At 41.3% G+C, this 20,806-nt stretch carries 18 protein-coding genes and 1 pseudogene; 12 read left to right on the forward strand and 7 right to left on the reverse strand.

Annotation, left to right across the window (positions count from 1 at the left end):
- From VB775_RS26410 to VB775_RS08425, 3 genes and pseudogenes are all read left to right on the forward strand, one after another.
- Window positions 1-119: pseudogene (locus VB775_RS26410) on the forward strand (IS30 family transposase); the annotation flags it as partial.
- Window positions 116-1,429, forward strand: a complete 1,314-nt coding sequence (locus tag VB775_RS08420; protein ID WP_281008128.1) for a pentapeptide repeat-containing protein — start codon at window positions 116-118, stop codon at window positions 1,427-1,429. The pseudogene VB775_RS26410 and the gene VB775_RS08420, both read left to right, overlap by 4 nt.
- A gap of 73 nt (window positions 1,430-1,502) precedes the next feature.
- Window positions 1,503-2,087, forward strand: a complete 585-nt coding sequence (locus VB775_RS08425; RefSeq protein ID WP_281008127.1) for a DUF6887 family protein — start codon at window positions 1,503-1,505, stop codon at window positions 2,085-2,087.
- 310 nt (window positions 2,088-2,397) lie between these two features.
- On the opposite strand, the gene VB775_RS08430 is transcribed toward VB775_RS08425, so the two are convergent.
- A complete protein-coding gene (locus VB775_RS08430; RefSeq protein WP_281008126.1) occupies window positions 2,398-2,571 on the reverse strand; it encodes a hypothetical protein in 174 nt (57 codons plus the stop codon).
- A 46-nt stretch (window positions 2,572-2,617) separates the two neighbouring features.
- Window positions 2,618-4,243, reverse strand: coding sequence for a peptide chain release factor 3 (locus tag VB775_RS08435; protein WP_281008125.1), 1,626 nt, complete (start codon window positions 4,241-4,243; stop codon window positions 2,618-2,620).
- A gap of 83 nt (window positions 4,244-4,326) precedes the next feature.
- Here VB775_RS08435 and VB775_RS08440 point away from each other — a divergent pair, with 83 nt between their 5' ends.
- The 4 genes from VB775_RS08440 (at window position 4,327) to VB775_RS08455 (ending at window position 11,318) form a co-directional block, all read left to right on the forward strand.
- Complete coding sequence (locus VB775_RS08440; RefSeq protein WP_281008124.1) at window positions 4,327-4,548, forward strand: RNA-binding S4 domain-containing protein; 222 nt, start codon at window positions 4,327-4,329, stop codon at window positions 4,546-4,548.
- 194 nt (window positions 4,549-4,742) lie between these two features.
- The gene (locus VB775_RS08445; RefSeq protein ID WP_281008123.1) at window positions 4,743-6,263 is read left to right on the forward strand and encodes an adenylate/guanylate cyclase domain-containing protein; all 1,521 of its coding nucleotides are present in this window, start codon (window positions 4,743-4,745) and stop codon (window positions 6,261-6,263) included.
- A gap of 73 nt (window positions 6,264-6,336) precedes the next feature.
- Window positions 6,337-8,601, forward strand: coding sequence for an adenylate/guanylate cyclase domain-containing protein (locus VB775_RS08450; protein WP_323216730.1), 2,265 nt, complete (start codon window positions 6,337-6,339; stop codon window positions 8,599-8,601).
- A gap of 77 nt (window positions 8,602-8,678) precedes the next feature.
- Complete coding sequence (locus tag VB775_RS08455) at window positions 8,679-11,318, forward strand: adenylate/guanylate cyclase domain-containing protein (protein ID WP_281008121.1); 2,640 nt, start codon at window positions 8,679-8,681, stop codon at window positions 11,316-11,318.
- A gap of 733 nt (window positions 11,319-12,051) precedes the next feature.
- Here VB775_RS08455 and VB775_RS08460 read toward each other — a convergent pair.
- The 4 genes from VB775_RS08460 to VB775_RS08475 all read right to left on the reverse strand — a co-directional run bounded on the left by VB775_RS08460 (window position 12,052) and on the right by VB775_RS08475 (window position 15,509).
- A complete protein-coding gene (locus VB775_RS08460; RefSeq protein ID WP_281008120.1) occupies window positions 12,052-14,028 on the reverse strand; it encodes a tetratricopeptide repeat protein in 1,977 nt (658 codons plus the stop codon).
- A gap of 88 nt (window positions 14,029-14,116) precedes the next feature.
- The gene (locus tag VB775_RS08465) at window positions 14,117-14,311 is read right to left on the reverse strand and encodes a hypothetical protein (protein ID WP_281008119.1); all 195 of its coding nucleotides are present in this window, start codon (window positions 14,309-14,311) and stop codon (window positions 14,117-14,119) included.
- A gap of 4 nt (window positions 14,312-14,315) precedes the next feature.
- Window positions 14,316-14,729 carry a hypothetical protein gene (locus VB775_RS08470; RefSeq protein ID WP_281008118.1) on the reverse strand — a complete coding sequence of 138 codons (414 nt, stop codon included), beginning with the start codon at window positions 14,727-14,729 and terminating at the stop codon, window positions 14,316-14,318.
- 258 nt (window positions 14,730-14,987) lie between these two features.
- Window positions 14,988-15,509 carry an adenine phosphoribosyltransferase gene (locus VB775_RS08475; protein ID WP_407072962.1) on the reverse strand — a complete coding sequence of 174 codons (522 nt, stop codon included), beginning with the start codon at window positions 15,507-15,509 and terminating at the stop codon, window positions 14,988-14,990.
- A gap of 270 nt (window positions 15,510-15,779) precedes the next feature.
- On the opposite strand from VB775_RS08475, the gene hpxO reads away from it, so the two are divergent.
- From hpxO to VB775_RS08495, 4 genes are all read left to right on the forward strand, one after another.
- Entirely contained in the window at window positions 15,780-16,949 is a 1,170-nt protein-coding gene (gene hpxO, locus VB775_RS08480) for an FAD-dependent urate hydroxylase HpxO (RefSeq protein ID WP_407072961.1), read from the forward strand.
- A gap of 38 nt (window positions 16,950-16,987) precedes the next feature.
- Window positions 16,988-17,458, forward strand: coding sequence for a 2-oxo-4-hydroxy-4-carboxy-5-ureidoimidazoline decarboxylase (gene uraD / locus VB775_RS08485; RefSeq protein ID WP_407072960.1), 471 nt, complete (start codon window positions 16,988-16,990; stop codon window positions 17,456-17,458).
- 245 nt (window positions 17,459-17,703) lie between these two features.
- Window positions 17,704-18,606 carry an allantoinase PuuE gene (gene puuE, locus VB775_RS08490; protein ID WP_281008114.1) on the forward strand — a complete coding sequence of 301 codons (903 nt, stop codon included), beginning with the start codon at window positions 17,704-17,706 and terminating at the stop codon, window positions 18,604-18,606.
- 55 nt (window positions 18,607-18,661) lie between these two features.
- On the forward strand, window positions 18,662-19,732 hold the full coding sequence (locus VB775_RS08495; protein ID WP_281008113.1) for a ring-opening amidohydrolase: 1,071 nt from the start codon (window positions 18,662-18,664) through the stop codon (window positions 19,730-19,732).
- Window positions 19,733-19,766: 34 nt separating this feature from the next.
- On the opposite strand, the gene VB775_RS08500 is transcribed toward VB775_RS08495, so the two are convergent.
- A complete protein-coding gene (locus VB775_RS08500; protein WP_281008112.1) occupies window positions 19,767-20,159 on the reverse strand; it encodes a gamma-glutamylcyclotransferase in 393 nt (130 codons plus the stop codon).
- Window positions 20,160-20,359: 200 nt separating this feature from the next.
- Here VB775_RS08500 and uraH point away from each other — a divergent pair, with 200 nt between their 5' ends.
- Window positions 20,360-20,719, forward strand: a complete 360-nt coding sequence (uraH, locus tag VB775_RS08505) for a hydroxyisourate hydrolase (protein WP_281008111.1) — start codon at window positions 20,360-20,362, stop codon at window positions 20,717-20,719.
- Window positions 20,720-20,806: the final 87 nt, after the last annotated feature.

Below are 20,806 nucleotides of genomic sequence, written 5' to 3' on the forward strand. Positions count from 1 at the left end.
AAGAGGACTTTCAGAAGGCAGTGAATTTGATCAATCACAGACCCAGAAAATCACTTGACTATCGTACTCCTTACGAAGTATTCTTTGCTTCATCAGAACCCGTTGCATTTCATCCTTGAATTGGCGTAACTTGTCTAATGCTAACTTAACAAAAGCTATTCTAAAAGATTCAGATTTAGAATATGCAAACCTCAATTACACGAATCTTAATAAATCAGATTGTGAAGGAGTCAATCTAAACAAAGCTGATCTTAGTTACTCGTGCTTTTTTAAAGCGAATATGAGACGAGCAAATCTATATCAATCTAAATGTTATCAAACAGACTTCCAAGAAGCTAACCTAGAATCATCTTTATTTGGAAAATCTGACTGTTTAAGAGCTAGTTTTTATAAGTCTAATCTTAGATCTTCAGTTTTCAACGGAGCTGATATTACATTTGCAAACTTTCAGAAAGCAAATCTTCAAAAATCATTAATTTATGCAGCTAATGCATTCAATTGTAATTTTTTTAATGCAGATTTAACAGATGCTTGCCTTGCAGCAATGCATGGAATTGGTGCAAATTTTTCCGAAGCTAATTTAACTGGGGTTTGTATTGAAAATTGGAATATTAATGCAAGCACAAATCTTCAAAATATATTTTGCGACTATGTTTACAATAAATCTGGATGGGATTGGGATGGCGATGGTGAATTTTTGCCTTCAGATCGATTACCGCATGATCCTGCAATAAATTTTAAAGTAGGAGAATTTGAGAGATTTATTCAAAAAGCTCAAAATACAGTCGATCTGATTTTTACTAATGGCATTGACTGGCAAGCATTTCTACAAGCATTTTTGAAGCTAAAATCTAAAACTGGTGAAGAGCTATCTATTCACTCAATAGAGGACAAGTGGGATAACTACTTTATCGTTCGTGTCAATGTGCCACCTGACACAAATAAGGGAAAACTTGCAGAGGCTTTAAATCGTGAATATGAACTTAAAGAAGATAAAAAGTTTTTACATCAACATATTACGGATCTTACAATGTCTTTAAATGAAGCTCTAAGGAAAAAGCCTATGTCTGGTGATACGTTTAACATCAATGCTAACAACTCGCCTGTGAGCATTGCAAAAGATAATGCTACTCAGAATATCCACTCAATAAATGAAATATTCGAGCAGCATCAAGATATTTCTGAGATTGCAGCAGAAATTCAAAAGCTATTGGCTCAAGTTCAAGATCAGGGACTGAGTGAGAGTGATGCTCAGGAAAAAGTAGCAGATGATTTGGCAAATAAAGCTAAAAGTGATTCTACTATGATGGAAAAACTTAAATCACTTGGCAAAAGTTTCGGCAGTGCTTCTGGTAAAGCACTTGTAACAGAAGGAGTAAAAGCTGTTTTTAAACTAGCTCTTAACAAAGCAGGTATACATTTGGAATAAAAGCGATCATTCTCGCAGGCGAAGAAACAGAAGTATTGATTGGTAGTAACGGCGAAATAGTGGAGATATAGAGATGATCCAGCCTGATTACAAACAAATGACTCGTACCGAATTACGGGAATATATGTTAGCTCACCGTGATGATGAGAAAGCTTTTCATACCTATATGGACAAAGTTCAGCAAGAAGCTGTCAAAACCCCAATTAATGATGAAGTAATTGCCGATCCTCAAAAATTTGCTACTTTCATTGAACAAAATAAACAACGCAAACAGCAAGAAGCTACAGTGCAACAAACCAATTCATTTAGCCAAAACTTTCACGGCAATGTCTATGGTGTCGCTGGTCATGTAGCAGGGAACCAAGTCATTAACGCCCAGCAACAAAGTCTAGCAAGTGCCGCAATGGAAATCCAAGCACTTTTGACACAACTCGCTCAAGATTACCCTGAAGGCTCACCAGAAGATAAACAAACAGTCGCTAAGATGGAACTTAGACGCAAAGTTAAAGAAGATCCAACCCTTAAAGATCGTTTGCTAAGTGCAATCAAATCTGGTGGTATTGAGACAGTGAAAGTTCTCACAAACAATCCTTTTGTCAGCATTCCAATAGAAACTATCAAAGGTTGGTTAGAAGCAGAGCCGCAAAATAAATCTTAGGATTATAGAGATCGCTATTTGGCTGATTTTTTGAGAGACGATCGCTGGTTGTGAGGATGGATAGGCGATCGCTGGTTGGTTAAATTTTTAGATGGGGCGATCGCTGGTTGTGAGGATGGATAGGTGATCGCTGTTTGATTTATTTTTTTGAGGGGGCGATCGCTGTTCTAGTCTCAGCTTTTCTTTTGCTTAGAGACTGCTATTTATAGAAAAAAAAGAGTTAGCTAGTACAAACTAAAACACACGAAATGAGGGGTAGCGCAAAGCGCCGCCCCTCACTTCGTGATGTTTTATAGCAAAACTTGCTTTGCTATAAAACATCACAAACCTCATTGAGAGGTGTTGACCATAGAGACTTCCAATCTATGCCAAATAGAGTCTTAGCTTGTCTTGCCATAATCCATCCTTGAGCGATCGCATCCATATATTCAGCAGAACACTCAATATCATTGACCGCACTTTTGAGGAGATTCTTCGCAATCAAAGCGAGCCAAAATCGACTCGCATGAAGTTGAGAAACATTTTGAGAATCAGTTAACGTTAGCTTTGGTTAGCTCTGCAATTGGCGCGATCGCCTTTAATTTTAACTTAGGATGGTCAGCTTCCACTTGATTTAAGTTCCATTGGTTCTTAAATAGTAAAACAGGACGATTCCAGCTATCTTTGACCACCATTGTGTTAAACAACCTACCAATTGCCTCGAGAGCTTCCCAGCCATCATCAACCCATCGTGCTACGGAATAGGGCATAGATTCCAACATCGTTTCGACGTTATATTCACTTTGGAGACGGTATTGAGCAACTTCAAATTGTAACTGTCCGACAGCCGCAAGAATCGGATCGCGCTTGGCTTCATCCACGGAATACATTATTTGAATCGCACCTTCCTCTTGTAACTCCGATATGCCTTTACGGAATTGTTTAAACTTAGAAGGATTTGGATTGCGAAGGGTACAGAATAGCTCTGGCGAAAAGCAAGGAATCCCCGCGTATTGGCGTTTTTTGCCGAGATAAATTGTATCTCCGATCGCAAACATCCCTGGATTATTCAAACCAATTACATCGCCTGCATAGGCAACATCGATCGCCTCACGATCTTGACCAAATAGCTTTTGGGCATGGGATAACCGAATGCTTTTGCCACTTCGCAAATGGGTCACACTCATGTCTTTTTCAAACTTGCCAGAGCAAACACGCACAAAGGCAATGCGATCGCGATGGCGTGGGTCCATATTTGCCTGAAGTTTGAACACAAACGCTGAGAAATCCTCATCAGTGGGCGAGACTTCACCGCTAGAGCTATCGTGAACGGCTGGAGTTAAACCACATTCAAGGAAAGATTTTAAGAATAGCTCCACACCAAAATTAGTCATCGCACTACCAAAGAAAATTGGGGTGAGCTTGCCGCGATGCAAATCCTGTGTATTCCATTCTGCACCCGCAGAATCAAGTACCTCTAAATCCTCTAAAAGCTGATCATAAAGATGCTTGCCAATAAACTTAATCGCTTGGGGATCATCAAAAGGATAGATATTAACATCAGCTTCTCTTTGCCCATGGGCGCTACGCTTAAATAAATGCACCGTTTTACTAGCGCGATCATACACACCTTTAAACTGATCACCCGTCCCGATCGCCCAGTTCATTACATAGGGCGTAATCCCCAATTCCTTCTCGATTTCATCAAGTAGCTCCAGAGGCTCACGGGTGGGGCGATCCATCTTGTTGATGAACGTAAAAATGGGCAGCGATCGCATCCGACAAACTTCAAATAATTTGCGGGTTTGTGGCTCTAAGCCCTTTGCGCCATCAACGAGCATCACTGCATTATCGGCAGCCGCAAGGGTACGGTAGGTATCTTCACTAAAGTCTTTGTGACCGGGGGTATCTAGCAAATTAATGCAATAGCCCATATAGTCAAACTGCAACACCGTCGAAGTAATCGAAATCCCGCGTTGTTTTTCTAATTCCATCCAGTCCGAAGTGGCATGACGTTGGGCGGCTCTAGCCTTGACAGCACCCGCAAGGTGAATTGCACCTCCGTATAGCAATAGTTTTTCGGTTAATGTTGTTTTCCCCGCATCGGGGTGGGAAATAATTGCAAAGGTGCGTCGCCGTTCGACTTCGCGCTCTAACTCTTGCCACAGTTGACTCATGGAAATTTTAACGAACTTTTTTAGATTTATGGTTACTGCATCTATTATGCTTACTTTTTAACGCATTAACGCAAATCATCAAAATGCCAGAAATAATCCATGAAAAATTTGAACTGACGAGCGAATATATTACCTTATGCAACTTATTGAAAGTTTGTGGGGTTGCTGATACGGGTGGCGTAGCAAAATTGATGATTATCGATGGCGATGTTGAGGTTGATGGTCAGGTTGAATTACGCAAGGGTTGCAAAATTCGCGCAGGGCAAAGAGTAAGCGGTTATGGTTTCGTGATCGATGTCGTGTAGGCTGCGCTTCGCGCAGCCTACACGAGACTACATAAGTCAGCAATTGTGCGAATTGACCACTATTAGCGATCGGGCTAGCATAAAAGCATTAATCGGACTTAATAATTTGCTAGCTTAAACATCTGACCACTAGTTATTTTGCCAATCTTTTTCAACATGTACCGCTAATCTTCACTTTAGCGGCAGTTTTTGGTTTGCAAATTACCGCTCTAGTTGTTTGGTTAAGAAATCTACTTGATGGTAATTTTGATAGTCAATTAGATCTCAAACCACAACACTTAAATATCCTGAATATTGAAAATATTAGTGATCCGATCTTGCTTGGGTCACTAAGCGGCGTAATACTCGTAATTACGATTGTGATCGTCTTGGTGCGATCGAGTCTTGCGACTTTTCAACGCTTAAAAAAATCAAATCAGGAATTAGAGACCCTTGTCCAAGAAAGAAGCTATGAGCTAGATGCCTCAAAAGCATCACTACAAAGGACAAGCTTCATTTTATATCGGCGCGAACAGCAACTGCGAAAGCAGCAAAATGTTTTGTTTGATTTGACCAAAGATAAGGCAATCAACCAAGGTGACTTTATCGTTGCTGTCCAAAATATTACGAGAACAGGAAGTTATGCCTTAAATGTAGAGCGGGTCAGTATTTGGCTTTTTAATAAGAGCAAAACCGTATTGCATTGTCTTGATCTCTATCAAAAAAGTAGGCATCTGCATACTGAATCTGAGGTTTTAACTGCGCGGGAATATCCTAGCTTTTTTGCGGCTCTACTAGAAAACCGCAGTATTGCGATCGAAGATGTACAAGAAGAAGATATTCTTCAGGAATTAGTCCCCCCATACTGTAAGCCACTAAACATTGTTTCAATTCTATTATCTAGATTTGAAGTGGGCGGCGAAATTATGGGTATACTGGCTTTTGAACATACTGAGATTGAACATCTATGGCTAGAGGAAGAAATTAGCTTTGCTAATTCATTATCTGACTTATTGGCTTTGGGAATGGAAGCTCAAGAGCGCCGACGAGCAGAAGAGAGTTTGCGAGTTGAACAGAAAAAGTCTGAACGCTTACTATTGAATGTTTTACCGCAAGAGATTGCTGAGCGTTTGAAGTCTGTGCAACTAAAAACCAAAGTCCATTTAAAAACTAGTGGCACAATTATTGCAGATTCCTTTGAAGAAGTTACGGTTCTATTTGCCGATATTGTGGACTTTACCGAATATGCAGCTTCTATTTCTGCTAGTGAATTGGTAAATGTCCTTAACGAAATTTTTTCAGAGTTCGATCACCTTGTCGAACAGTATGATTTGGAGAAAATTAAAACCATTGGTGATTCTTATATGGTCGTGGGTGGGCTGCCTGTGCCAAGTAAAGATCATGCGGAGGCGATCGCAGAAATGGCTTTACAGATGCAAACAGTGATTCAAAAATTTAAGCGCGCTGATGGTACTGATTTTTCATTGCGGATTGGCATTCATACGGGACATGCGATCGCGGGTGTCATCGGCACTAAGAAATTTATTTACGATCTGTGGGGTGATACAGTTAATGTCGCCAGTCGTATGGAGTCTTATGGTATTGCAGGTTGTATTCAAGTGACTGAAGCAACCTATCAACTTTTGAAAAACAAATATCAACTTGAACAGAGAAGCGCGATTAATATTAAAGGTAAAGGAGAAATGATTACTTATCTACTCAAAGGTCGAATATAGAAATCGAATCTTCCACTAAATTACGCTCCTCTAAATAAGATTTTGCTATCTTTAACGCAAGTCATTATGCATAATGTTTAAAATACTGCCAATAACCTCTTATATAACTAAATCATTCACAAAAGTTCCACTTAAATTTGTTTTAGTTGTGCCGTTTGTGATTCAGATTTGTCTGGCTACAGGAGTAGTTGGGCTATTTACCTTTCATAATGGACAGCAGAGAGTAAATGCGATCGCTGAAAGTTTAAGCGGTGAAATTGGCGAACGCATTAGTACAGAGCTTAATCACCATTTACATTTGCTACCGCGAAATAATCAGGCAAACAATCAGGTAAACAATCAGGCAAATGTTGATGTGATTAGTATATTTCTACGGGGATTGAAATATGGTAACAATGGGCGTTTTTTTGTAATTGAGCGATCGGGTTTAGTCGTTGGATCTTCTACTTCAGAATCAAATTTGCTGCTTGTTGATGGCAAGCCTCAGCGACTAAATATTCTAGATAGTAAAGATGCTCTATCGCAAACAACAGCCAAATATTTACTAAAAATGTATGGTCGATTTGATGCAATTCAAGGATCTGAACATATAGAAGCCATGTTAGGAGGGGAAGAACATTTTATTCGTGTCCAAAGTTGGCAAGATGACTCTGGACTAGATTGGTTAATTATCATTGTTGTACCTGCTTCCCAATTCACTGGCTCGGAGCAAAATTACACTCAGACGATGATTTTGCTGTGTTGGGCAGTATTGGCGATCGCCATCTTGATCGGAATGATTACAGCCCGATCAATTAGCACACCTCTACGTAAACTCAGTGAAGCTTCACAGGCAATTACTGACGGTAAGATTGATACTAGAGTCAAATTAGAAGGAACTAGTGAGATTAAAACGCTTTCAGAATCTTTTAACATGATGGCTGAAATGATCACCAACTCATTGCTAAATCTAGAAAGAGCAAATCAAGAATTAGAATTACGGGTTCAAGAAAGAACCCATGAATTAAATGCCTCAAAAGCCTCCCTCCAAAGGACTAATTTCCTGCTAAGTCGTCGTGAAAGTCTACTTCGCAAGCAACAAGATGTTCTATTTAGCTTAACTAAAGATAAATCTATTAATCAAGGACATTTTATTGATGTTGTGCAAAATATTACCCGCACAGGTAGCCATGCCTTAAATGTTGAACGTGTTAGTATTTGGCTATTTGACAAGACCAAAACCCTATTACTTTGTCTGGATTTATATATCAAAAGTACCAATATTCATACAGAGGTAGATTTTTTAACTTCTCAGAATTATCCTAAGTTTTTTGCAGCCCTACAAGCGAGGCATGTGATTGCTGTAGAAGATGTCCAAGAAGAAGACTATTTACAAGAACTAATTAATTCATATTTTAAGCCTGCGGGAACTGTATCTCTATTAATCAAATCCTTTGAAGTCGATGGTCAAGTAACAGGCATCATTGTCTTTGAACATATTGACGTAGAGCGTTTATGGCTACCTGAAGAGGATAGTTTTGCTAGCTCTTTAGCCGATTTATTGTCTTTGGGAATAGAATCTCAAGAGCGTCATCGGGCTGAAGAGAAGTTGCGAATTGAGCAGATGAAATCGGAGCGTTTATTGTTAAATGTTCTGCCTCAAGAGATTGTAGAGCGCTTGAAATTGTCACAGTCAAAGGCGGTAGCCAATAAGGTTACTGAAACATACTCTAACCAGATGCTAGATATGTCTCCAGATCCGATGTTAGATAATCTGGATAACGGTGTAAATGGGGCGATCGTTGCCGATGCCTTTGATGAAGTTACGGTTTTATTTGCGGATATTGTCAATTTTACGGAGTATGCGGCGGCTATTTCCGCAAGTGATTTGGTCAACTGCCTAAACGATATTTTTTCAGAATTTGATCGCCTTGTGGATTTGTATGACTTAGAAAAGATTAAAACCATTGGTGATGCCTATATGGCGGTAGGTGGCTTGCCTGTACCCAGTAAAGATCATGCGGAGGCGATCGCTGAAATGGCTATAGAGATGCAATCATCGATTCAGAAATTTAAGCGTTTAGATGGTAGTCCCTTCTTGCTGCGAATCGGTATTCATACAGGTCAGGCGATCGCAGGTGTAATCGGTACGAAAAAGTTTATTTATGATCTGTGGGGCGATACGGTTAATGTGGCAAGTCGGATGGAGTCCCATGGTGTTGCTGGCTGCATTCAAGTAACAGATGCAACCTATCAAATCTTAAAAAACAAATATCAACTTGAAAAAAGAGCAACAATTAATATTAAAGGAAAGGGAGAAATGATTACTTATATACTTAAAGGACGAATTGAAATTTAGAAGAATGTCATAATATCATAATAAGAGTGTTTCATAAATTACCCCAATATTTCTTTAAGATAAATTGGTTGTCGATGATGTTGAAAATCCCATATACATCCAAGCTGTTTAAAAATATTCCGCTAACGCTGATTTTAGTAGTTCCTTTTGTATTGCAGATTTGTGTAACAGTTGGTGTTGTTGGGATTTTCTCATTTCGGAATGGACAGCAAGCAGTTGGTGAATTAGCAACCCAATTGAGTGCAGAGATTAGCGATCGCATTAGTGTAAAACTTGATAATTATTTACGAGTGCCACCGCAAATTAATCAAACTAATGTAGATGCTGTCAAGTTAGGAATGCTCAATTTAGAGGACTTTCAGAAAGTAGGAGCTTTATTTTGGACACAGATAAATTTATATGCAGTTGGCTATATTAACTTTGCTTTTGATAACCAAGAGTTTATTGGTGTTGAACGCAAAGACAGTGGACAAGTAGTTATTAATGAGACAACTTTAGCGCGAGGAATTACCAAAACAGCCAGTTTCTCTGTCGATCAAAATGGTAATCGCCAAGAATTGTTAGAAGTAATTGAAACGGATGAAGATGTGCGAGAGGAGGGTTGGTATGCAGATGCGGTAAAAGCAGGGAAGCCTACTTGGTCACAAATTTATCAATGGGTTGATCGTCCTGAAGTCTTATCAGTTTCCCACAGCTATCCACTTTACGATCGCGATCGCAAGATTATTGGGGTGCTAGGTGTTGACTTCATTCTTACGCAATTGAATTCCTATTTAAATGAGCTAAAATCAGATAAAGCAGGACGCATTTTTATAATTGAGCGATCGGGTTTAGTTGTCGGTACGTCCAGTGGTGAGCGGACATTTTCAATTGTTAATGGAAACCCACAACGCCTTAATATCCTGAATAGTGGAGATCCGTTATCAAGAGCGACTGCTCGTTATCTAATTAGTGAATTTGGGGGATTTACTTCGATTCAGGATAAAGAAAACTTAGAGCCTAATTTTGAAGGTGGCAAACATTTCATTCAAGTCCAGTCTTGGCGCGATCGCGATGGACTAGATTGGTTAATTGTGGTGGTGCTGCCTGAATCTAGCTTTATGGAACAAATTAATAATCGCCAAAAAATAACGATTTTGTTTAGTCTAGCCGCGTTAGGTTTTGCGATCTTGATTGGCATGATGACAGCACGGTATATTACAGAACCATTACTCAAATTAAGTGGTGCTTCTCAAGCGATCGCTAATGGTGATTTGGACTCTAGGGTATCGGTGCAAGGTACAAGTGAAGTCAAAGTTTTATCTGAGTCATTTAATCGGATGGCAGAAATGCTGACAGAATCCTTTACCCGCATTGCAAAAGCCAATACAGAATTAGAGTCACGGGTTCAAGAAAGAACCAGTGAACTAGCTGATTCTCAATTATTATTGCAACGGAACAATTTTTTGTTGCAACGTCGTGAGCAACAACTGCGCCGACAACAAAAGATTTTAATCAATCTTACTAAAAATAAAGCACTCAACTTGGGTGACTTTATCATCGCAGTGCAGGATATTACCGAAACCGCTAGTCAGACTCTGGATGTTGAGCGTGTGAGCGTCTGGCTATTTGACAATACAAAAACTAGATTGCATTGTCTCGATCTTTACATAAAAAGTAGTAATACCCATAGCGAAACTGATTTTCTGGGAACAGATAAATTTCCAAGTTTTTTTGCAGCTCTCCAAGAAAATCGCAGCTTGGTTATAGAAGATGTCGATAATGAAGAAATATTGATCGAGCTACGACCAGCCTATCTCAATCCTCTTGGTATTTTGTCTCTATTAATATCGTCCTTTGACATTGGCGGGGAAACCATCGGGCTTTTGATGTTTGAACAAATTGGTGTAGAACGTTTTTGGTTGCTTGAGGAAATCAGCTTTGCTAGTTCTTTGTCAGAGTTATTGTCTTTAGGAATGGAAGCTCAAGAACGCCGCCGCGCCGAGGATGATTTAAAAGTTGAAAAAATGCGCTCAGAACGTCTACTGCTCAATGTTTTACCAAAGGCGATCGCTGAGCGCTTGAAGTCATCCACGATCTATACTCCTACCAATATTCCCATTAAAAGATCCTCTGAAATCTTGTCAACTTCCACTATCTCCAAATTAAAACCTAGTGGCACGATTGTTGCTGACACCTTTGAAGAAGTAACAGTTCTGTTTGGAGACATCGTATCATTTACAGAATTTGCATCTTCAGTATCAGCTAATGAACTCGTCCATATGCTCAATGAGATATTTTCCGAATTTGATCGTTTAGTTGATTTCTATGGTTTAGAGAAAATTAAAACGATTGGGGATTCTTATATGGCAGTGGGTGGGCTGCCTGTGCCACGCTCCGATCATGCCGAAGCGATCGCCTCTATGGCTCTAGACATGCAACATTCAATTAGCAAATTTATCCGTCCTGATGGCAGTCCTTTTACGTTGAGGATTGGTATTCATACTGGTCAGGCTGTCGCAGGCGTAATTGGCAAGAAAAAATTCATCTATGATCTTTGGGGAGATACGGTGAATATCGCTAGCCGTATGGAGTCTCATGGTGTTGCAGGTTGCATTCAAGTTACGGATGTAACCTACCAAGTTTTAAAGGACAAGTTCCATTTTGATCCTCAGAGAAAGATTGAGATTAAAGGCAAAGGTGAAATGATTACTTATTTTTTAGTAGGCAAGCTCTAATACCAAAACCCAAGAAGTGAGGGGCGGCGCAAAGCGCCGCCCCTCACTTCTTGGGTTTTACAGCAATTGCCGATTAAACGAACTACAAGAAAAAAAGGAAAGCGTTGCAAAGCAACGCTTTCCTTTTTTTTCTTGGTTTGGATTTGAGCGCAAAGCTCTGTATGTCCTAAGCAAAGCAAGTTTTGCTATAACATCAGTAATTTACTAACGAAACAATCGGCACTTCAGGTAATTCTTTCCTGCCATTAAGAAAATCTAGCTCAATTAAAAAACCATTTATCGTCACGGTAATCGGGACTAAGTTAGACAAAGAGGGGCATAAAAAAGCCTTTCACTATTTGAATATTGCATCATGGATTGTCTATCCGTTGATTGTAATCATCACTATTTCGACTTTTGCGATCGCCTATAGCGATCGCTTAGTCTAGACCAAGCCCAGAATAAAAGTTCTGGGCTACAAATTCATTAAATTGTACGTGCAATGAAAACACCAAGATGATGTAGGGGCTTAGCATTTGCGCCACTATTTCTAGTCTCATCAAAAAAATTTGATTTGCAAATGCTAAGCCCTCTCTGCTTTTACTGACAATTTCTCCCTGCGTTGTGAGTTTTTGGGCAGAGCATTCCCAATTGAAGAGGATCTGAGAAACTTATAGATTGTCGCGGGAATGCTCTGCCCCTACAGATCTATATCTGTGGGCGAGAATAAATAATCACACTAACAATTTATGGGTTAACTCTGTCTAAACAAATTTTTGATACCTCGGCAAATATTTTTGAGCCAAGAACGGGATTTGATTGACCTACTTCTCTGCTTTGTGGGTGAGGCTTTTCCATTCTCAATCCCAGAGATATTCCTTTCATCAGTAGCATTTTGCAAATCAGCAATATTTTCAAGTACGAGATCTACCTTTGGTTGAAAAGCAGCAGGACTCTTTTTTGCAAAATCTTGATAAATCTGCAAAGCCTCTTGATATGCCGTCATCGCTAGAGCGATTGCATTGGTATTCATATGCAAAACCGCCAAATTGTTCAGCGTTGTTGCCACATCTGGCAGAAAACTAGCAGGATTCTGATTCGCTAATTCTCTTCTAATCTGTAAGGCTTCTGTATATTCCGACAGAGCAACCTTCATTTCATCGATATTCTTATGCAAATTCGCCAAATTGTTCAGCGTACCTGCCACATCTGGCAGAAAAGTAGCAGGATTCTGGATCGCTAATTCTCTACTAATCTTTAAAGCCTCCTCATATTCCGACAGGGCGATCGCCATTTCATTGGTATCACTATGCAAATTCCCCAAATTGTTCAGCGTACCTGCCACATCAGGCAGAAAAGTAGCAGGATTCTGCTTTGCCAATTCGCGATAAATCTCTAGAGCCTCCGTATATTCCGAGAGGGCGATCGCCATTTCATTGGTATTCCAATGCAAAAGCCCCAAATTGTTCAGAGTCAATGCCACATCAGGCAGAAAAGTAGCAGGATTTTGCTTTGCCAATTCGCGTCTAATCTCTAGAGCCTCCCTATATTCCGAGAGAGCGATCGGCATTTCATTGGTATCACTTTGCAAAACCGCCAAATTGTTCAGCGTATCTGCCACATCAGGCAGAAAAGTAGCAGGATTCTGCTTTGCCAATTTGCGATAGATCTCTAGTGCTTCCCTAATTTCCGATAGGGCTATCGCCATTTCATTGGTATTCCAATGCAAGCCTGCCAAATTGCTCAGCGTCAATGCCACATCAGACAGAAAAGTAGCAGGATTCTGCTTTGCCAATTTGCGATAGATCTCTAGTGCTTCCCTAATTTCCGATAGGGCTATTGCCATTTCATTGGTATCACTATGCAAAATCGCCAAATTGTTCAGCGTTGTTGCCACGTATGGCAGAAAAGTAGCAGGATTCTGCTTTGCCAATTCACGAAATATCTCTAGCGCCTTCCTATATTCCGAAAAGGCGAGCGCAAATTCATTTGTATCACTATGCAAAATCCCCAAATTGATCAGCGTTGTTGCCACATTTGGCAGAAAAGTAGCAGGATTCTGGGTCGCTAATTCTTGATAAATCTGTAAGGCTTCTTGATATATTTGTTCAGCTTGATTGAGCTTGTAATGTTCTTCTAAAAAATATGCATATTCAAACAAGTTTTCACCTGTCCGCGCCGCCCGTAGAGATTCTTCAAAATATTCGCAAGTTTGCTCTAAACGATTTGGTTGGTCATAAAAAGTTGCCCATAGCCGCGCCTTAATTAAAAACTCGTTCGCGATCTGCTCTCTACTGTCCCGCACATTTTCCCTTTGGCGATCCAGTTGCCGCTCCCTCTCGATCAGCTTATCGAGATCCTCAGTCATCTCCTCCGCCTTCAGCACCGCATCCGCCTCTCGAAATTCCCCGCGATCAAAATGTGCCTTAGCCTGCCTTAACCGTTCCGTATTAATCTCAATTTTAGTAAAAGTTTCATATAACTTAAAAACATTACCCTTAAACTCCTCTAACTGCTCCTTCAGTTCTTGCAGTTTCTCAGCAAGTTTCAAACGCCTTTCTGGTTTAGACGCTGGCACATCTTCCAAACTCTCCTGAGTATCCCGAATCTGCTCCACCAATCGTTGATAATCAACCGATTGCAGATAGATATTTTGGGTGACTTGGGCATGATCGCCAATTACCCCAATATTCGCTCCTTGAGCATTAACACTATATTGAGATTCACTCATCGGTTTAGAGATCAGTCCTTAATGACCAAAAAGAACGAACAGAAACAAAAATAAAAAATCCGTAGGGGTAGAGCATTTGCGCCAACATTTATAAATCATCACCAAAATCTCCATACGCAAATGCTCTACCCTCTCCGCTTTTACCAATAAATTTTCCCTGCGGTTTAGGATTTTCGATGAATGATTGAGGTTTAGGGCAGAGCATTCCCGATCGCTGAGGATCTGAGAAATTTATAGATTGTTGCGGGAATGCTCTGCCCCTACGGTTGGTGATTATAGGCAAAAAATTAGGGTTTATTCCCAAAATTCATATTGTCAATCTTCGCGCGATCGCCGATTACCCCAATATTCGCACCCTGAGCATTAATATTGAATTTGCCCTTCGCTGTTGACTCTTCTCCCTCTAAAATCTTCGCAATTTCCGCCTTCAAAACCGCATTTTCTGGAGCCTCTAGAATCTTCTTTAATTGCAACCGCAACTGACCCAACCCATCCGCATCATCAGGATTTTCCGCTACATAAACTACCGCTTCCTTCGCACTGGGTTTAGCCTCCAAATGAGGCGATAGCTTCTTAAAAATCTCTTCAGCCCCTTTTTCACCCAACTTCTCAGCTCCTTTGTCCAAGGCTTTCTTCCCTAACCCCAACAGCGTAGGCAAATAAGGAGATAGAAAACTCACAAGCGGTGTAATGATATCCATGAGAAATTATTATTAAAAATTCATTAACTGAGTCTACACCAACTTTTAATTTTTACTTATAGCGCTTTGCACTCAAACTCAAACCGAGAAACTTTTTGAAAAATCGGCTTTGCGATCGCCATAGGTAGGTCAGCAAAAGAAAACTGTAATTGCCCAGATCCCCAACTTTTTTGGTGACTAACAGAACTAATCTATGATTGCCAAGAAAAAGTCGGGGATCTTAAATGCTGCATTTAAATGTTTTTTATGCCGAGCTACTTAGTAATTCACCAAGGAAACAATGGGAACTTCGGGTAAAGCTTTTCTGCCATTGAGAAAATCTAGCTCGATCAAAAATCCATACCCAAGTAGTTCCGCACCAGCTTGCTTAATCAGTTTTGCCGTAGCAGCCGCAGTCCCACCTGTAGCGATCACATCATCGATGATGACTACTCTCTCACCCACAGCGATCGCATCTTGATGCATCTCTAGGGTATCAGTTCCATATTCCAAAGAATACTCAACCCGAAATACTGCTGATGGTAACTTTTTAGGTTTACGGACTGGGACAAAGCTACAACCCAAAGCCATTGCAAGCGCTGCGCCAAGGATAAATCCCCTCGACTCAATCCCGATAATGCAATCGATCTCCCCAATATTCAATTCTGCAAACTTTGTTTTAAAGTCTTGGATAATTGCTGTTAAGCCATCACGATGAGCCAACAATGGCGTAATATCTCGAAAAATGATGCCTTGCTGCGGAAAATCAGGAATATCGCGAATAATGCTTTTAAAGTCCATAGAATATTTGACCATCGTCGATCGCTAGAGAACTTCACAATCTTATCTGTATCCGCGATCGCATTGAACACAACAATATTGCGGTTTGATAACCTATAGCTACAACCAGAAGACGAGTGGCACTTAGCGACGCACAATATAAACTAAAGAACCCGATTTTTTGTGGCGCGGCTTCGCCGCGCCACAAAAAATCGGGTTCTTTATTGAAATTTTGATGTGCATCAAAAAATGTGCATGTATACTGTATACAAAATATATGGGTTTGTTGCGATGTATGGCTTAAAAGCAATTGTCATCGGTGCGGGTATCGGTGGACTCACCACAGGCATTGCCTTGCGACAAGCTGGTTATGAAGTGGAAATCTACGATCGGGTCAGGGATCTGCGTCCGATTGGATCAGGGATCTCGCTCTGGTCAAATGGAGTCAAAATCCTCAATCGTCTTGGCTTAGGTCAACAGCTAGCCGCGATCGGCGGGCAAATGCATTATATGGAATACCGTCATCTTTCGGGAGATGTCCTCAATCATATTTCCTTGCAACCATTAGTCGAAGAAGTTGGGCAGCGTCCCTATCCTGTGGCAAGGCGAGACTTACAAAATGTGCTATTGGAAGCCTTTGAGTCTGCGGGTGGTAAGTTAACTCTTGGCACTAAATGTATCGGAATTCTCGATGGCTTTCGTGATGTTACAGCCAAATTTGAAGATGGTAGTACAGCAACAGGGGATCTACTGGTAGCAGCCGACGGAGTCCGCTCTCTTCTGCGTCAGTATATTCTCAATGATGCTGTCGAGCCTAAATATGCGGGCTATGTCAATTGGAATGGGCTAGTGCCTATTAGCACAGACCTCGCCGCAGCCGATACTTGGTCAATCTATGTAGGAGAACATAAACGCGCTTCGCTGATGCCCTTAGCAGGCGATCGCTTCTATTTCTTTTTTGATGTGCCTTTACCCAAGGGAACCGTTAATGATGTTGCTAATTATAGAAATGAACTAAAACAACATTTCCAAGGTTGGGCAAAACCTGTGCAGTTACTAATTGATCGCCTTGAGCCTGAATCCGTCGCCCGTTTAGAAATTCATGATGTTGGACCAATCTCAAAGATGGTCAAAGGTAGAGTAGCTCTGCTCGGTGATGCTGCCCATGCAACTTGTCCCGATCTCGGTCAAGGTGGATGCCAAGCGATCGAAGATGGATGGGTGTTAGCCAATTATTTATCTTCCACAAATTTGAGTGTTCCCGATGCCCTAAGACGCTACGAAATAGAACGCAAGGTTCGCACTACCGAAATCGTCAACAAAGCGCGGAATCGGGCGGAAACCATTCACGGTAAAGATCCCGAAGTTACCCAAAAGTGGTATGACCAACTTTCTCAAGAAAATCCCTTGGATGTTACCAAGGCGATCGCCAAAATTATTAGCGGAGGTCCTTTACATTGAGTCACTCATCAAGTTATTCAATCGCGATGCTCAATCAAATGAGCCAATCAGAATTTACCGAAGCGATCGGTTCGATTTTTGAACATACACCTGAAATAGCCGCCGAAGCTTGGCGATCGCGTCCTTTTAGCGATGTGCAAAATTTGCATCAAGTCATGGCGGCGATCGTTCTAAAAATGAGTGATGCTGAGAAATTAACGTTAATTTGCGCTCACCCTGATCTGGGCAGTAAGTTCAAAATGGCGGAAGCATCGGTAAAGGAGCAATCCACTGTCGGGCTAGATCAACTCTCCGCCGCAGAATACGATCGCTTTCAAAATCTTAATCAAGCCTACAAAGATAAGTTCTCATTCCCCTTTATCATCGCCGTTCGCAACCATACCAAAGATAGTATTCTCGCCGCTTTTGAACAGAGACTTCAGAACAATCTAGAAGTAGAAAAACAACAAGCGATCGCTGAAATTATCGAAATTGCTAGATGGCGTTTAGTTTTGGCTTTTAGCTTTTAGCGATTAGCTTTTAGCGATTAGCTTTTAGCGATTAGCTTTTAGCGATTAGCTTTTAGCTTTTAGCTTTTAGCCAACAGCTAGCGACTAATATCCAACAGCCAACAGCTAGCGACTAATATCCAACAGCCAACAGCCAACAGCCAACAGCTAACAGCCAACAGCCAACAGCTAACAGCTAACAGCCAACAGCCAACAGCTAACAGCTAACAGCCAAAATCCTACAACTCACTTATCATCTCAATCCTATGACCTATCCAAGAGACATGATTGGCTACGGGCGATTTGTTCCCGAAGCGAAATGGAAAGATAACGCCCGTGTTGCTGTCCAGTTTGTGATTAATTATGAAGAAGGCGGCGAAACTTGTATCCTGCATGGAGACAGTGCATCTGAAACTTTTTTGTCAGAAATTGTGGGCGCTGTTCCTTTTAACGGATTGCGCCATATGAATATGGAATCTTGCTATGAATATGGCAGTCGCGCAGGATTTTGGCGTTTGTATCGCATGTTTTGCGATCGCAATATTCCTGTAACTATTTACGGTATTGCGATGGCTCTCGCTCGTAATCCTGAAGCCGTCGCTGCCATGCTGGAGGCAGATTGGGAAATTGCGAGTCATGGCTATCGTTGGATTGATTACAAATATTTTTCGCCTGAACAAGAGCAGGAACATTTGCAAAAGGCGATCGCGATTCATACACAAGTAACAGGCGAGCGTCCCCTCGGTTGGTATACGGGACGTACTAGCGAGCATACTCGCCGTTTAGTTGTGGAAGAAGGTGGATTTCTCTATGATTCCGATAGCTATGCCGATGACCTTCCCTATTGGAATTATGAATATGGCAAGCCCCATTTAGTCATTCCCTATACCCTCGATAATAACGATATGCGCTTTGCCACACCCCAAGGCTTTAATTCAGGGGATCAGTTTTTTGCCTATTTGCGTGATGCCTTTGATGTTCTCTACGCTGAAGGTGAAACATCCCCAAAAATGATGAGCATCGGTTTACATTGTCGCCTAGTCGGACGGCCGGGAAGAGCGGCGGCTTTGGCGAGATTTTTGGATTATATCCAGAGTCGCGATCGCGTTTGGATTTGTCGCCGTATTGACATTGCCCATCATTGGCACAAGCACCATAAACCAGCCTAAGAATTGGCGGCGCAAAGTGCCGCCGATGATGAAACCCTATCTCAAATAAAAAATAATGAAAGTTGATGTATTTAAGCTTCCACAAAATAGTCCTGATGATCTCACGGCTCTAGAAGCGGCGATCGCTTCAGGCAAGATTAATCCCCAGCAAATTGTGGCGATTATGGGGAAGACCGAAGGAAATGGCTGTGTTAATGATTTTACACGCGGTTTTGCGGTGCAAACTTTAAAGAACTACCTCGCTAATTTTGTAGGACAGGACAAATCGGCAGCGATCGTCTATGTCATGTCTGGGGGAACTGAGGGAGCCTTAAGCCCGCATTTAACAATTTTTACCAGTCAACCTTCATCGCCAGACGCACCAACCCGTATGGCTTTAACCTTGGGAGTGATTCATACCCGTGATTTTACCCCTGCGGAAATTGGCTCATTAACAATGGTCAAAGAAGTTGCCCTAGCTGTGAATCAGGCGATCGCCGCCGCAGGAATCGCCAAAGATGATGTGCATTTTATCCAAATTAAATGTCCCCTTGTCACCAGTCGCGATCGCTTGCTCGATGAAGATCATGATGCGAACTCAGTCAGTAAATCGATAACTAGCTATCAATCAATGGGTTACTCGCGTGGAGCCTCAGCGCTAGGCGTAGCAGTTGCCCTAGGTGAAGTCCAACTAGAAGATCTTACAGCAGCAGATATTTGCCAAAATTATGCCTTGTATTCCACGGTTGCTTCCACATCCGCAGGGGTGGAGTTACGAAACTGTGAGATTTTGGTATTAGGGAATGCGCCAACATCCACTAGCAATTTTGTGATTGGTCATAGTGTGATGCAACATGCCCTAGATGCTGAAGCGGTGATCAAAGCGATCGCCTCCACAGGGCAAACAAGCGATCGGGTCGTAAATATATTTGCTAAAGCTGAAGCCGATCCATCGGGAGAGCTTTTGGGCAGAAGACACACGATGATGGATGATTCCGATATCAACCATACGCGCATGGCAAGGGCTGTGGTGGGGGCAGTAGTGGCTTCTATCGTGCAAGATCCGATGGTTTATGTATCAGGAGGTGCGGAACATCAAGGACCTTCAGGTGGGGGGCCAGTTGCCGCGATCGCTTGCATAGATTAAAAAAAAGGTTCGCTTCGCGAACCTTTTTTTTAATCTATGCATTTTTATAAGCAGCCCATCCGCCAAGATGAGAGATATCTTTCCAATTAAACTTCTCAATTAGTTCTTGAGGATAGAGAAAAGCAGTTAAAACTTCTCCATCTTCTAAATGAACATCCGCAGGGTACATATTTGGGGGTTCGTTACTGGCGAGGTAGTCAAATTCATCAGCTTGCATCTCGTAAACTTCTCCAGGGATGGAAATTCCACCTGTTTCTACTTCATAAATCGCAGGATGCCAGCCGTCACCAGCCGAATGAAGTCGATAGCGAGTTTGGGTGTTTGCTGGACGGATAAACTTTGCGCCTTGCAAATTTCCATGATCAGGCTGTCCGCGTAGAGCCGAACCACAAATAAATACTCGTCTTGTCCCGTTGGATGCTGTCATAAATAAAGCTTGTGAATTTATAGATTAGTTTCGTACATAGCAATCCTAAATTGTTTGAAAGAGTTCGCCCAAAGGGCGAACTCTTTCAAACAATTTAGGATTGCTATACAAGCTTAATGTATACAGTATGCAGTTGTGAAGTAAAATATTTTAATAGGCAGCGCAAAGCGCTGCCTATTAAAATATTGGTTTGTGAAATTATGTCTGGAAAACTCTCAACTCACGTCCTTAATACAGTGCATGGATGTCCTGCCAGAAATATGAAACTTGAATTGTGGGCGATCGCTGATGACGGACAGAGAAAATTAATCAAAACTCTATTTACTAACCGAGACGGTCGAACAGATGAACTGTTACTAAATGAGTTTGAGATCAAAGTGGGTATATACGAAATTTGTTTTTATGTCAGCGACTATTTTACAAGTTGTGGCGCGTCTTTACCAGAACCTAATTTCTTAACTACTGTTCCTGTGCGCTTTGGTATTGCAGATAAGAGCGATCGCTACCATGTACCTCTGCTAGTTTCACCTTGGGCTTACAGCACTTATCGTGGTAGTTAGTTCTTTTGTGGAGTAGCGAAGCTACCACACAAAAATTTGAGCTTTGTTAGTGAGTGAATTCTTTGTAATCTGCAATACAGAAAGCGA

The organism is Pseudanabaena sp. CCNP1317 (assembly GCF_034931345.1).
Classification (GTDB): Bacteria; Cyanobacteriota; Cyanobacteriia; order Pseudanabaenales; family Pseudanabaenaceae; genus Pseudanabaena; species Pseudanabaena galeata.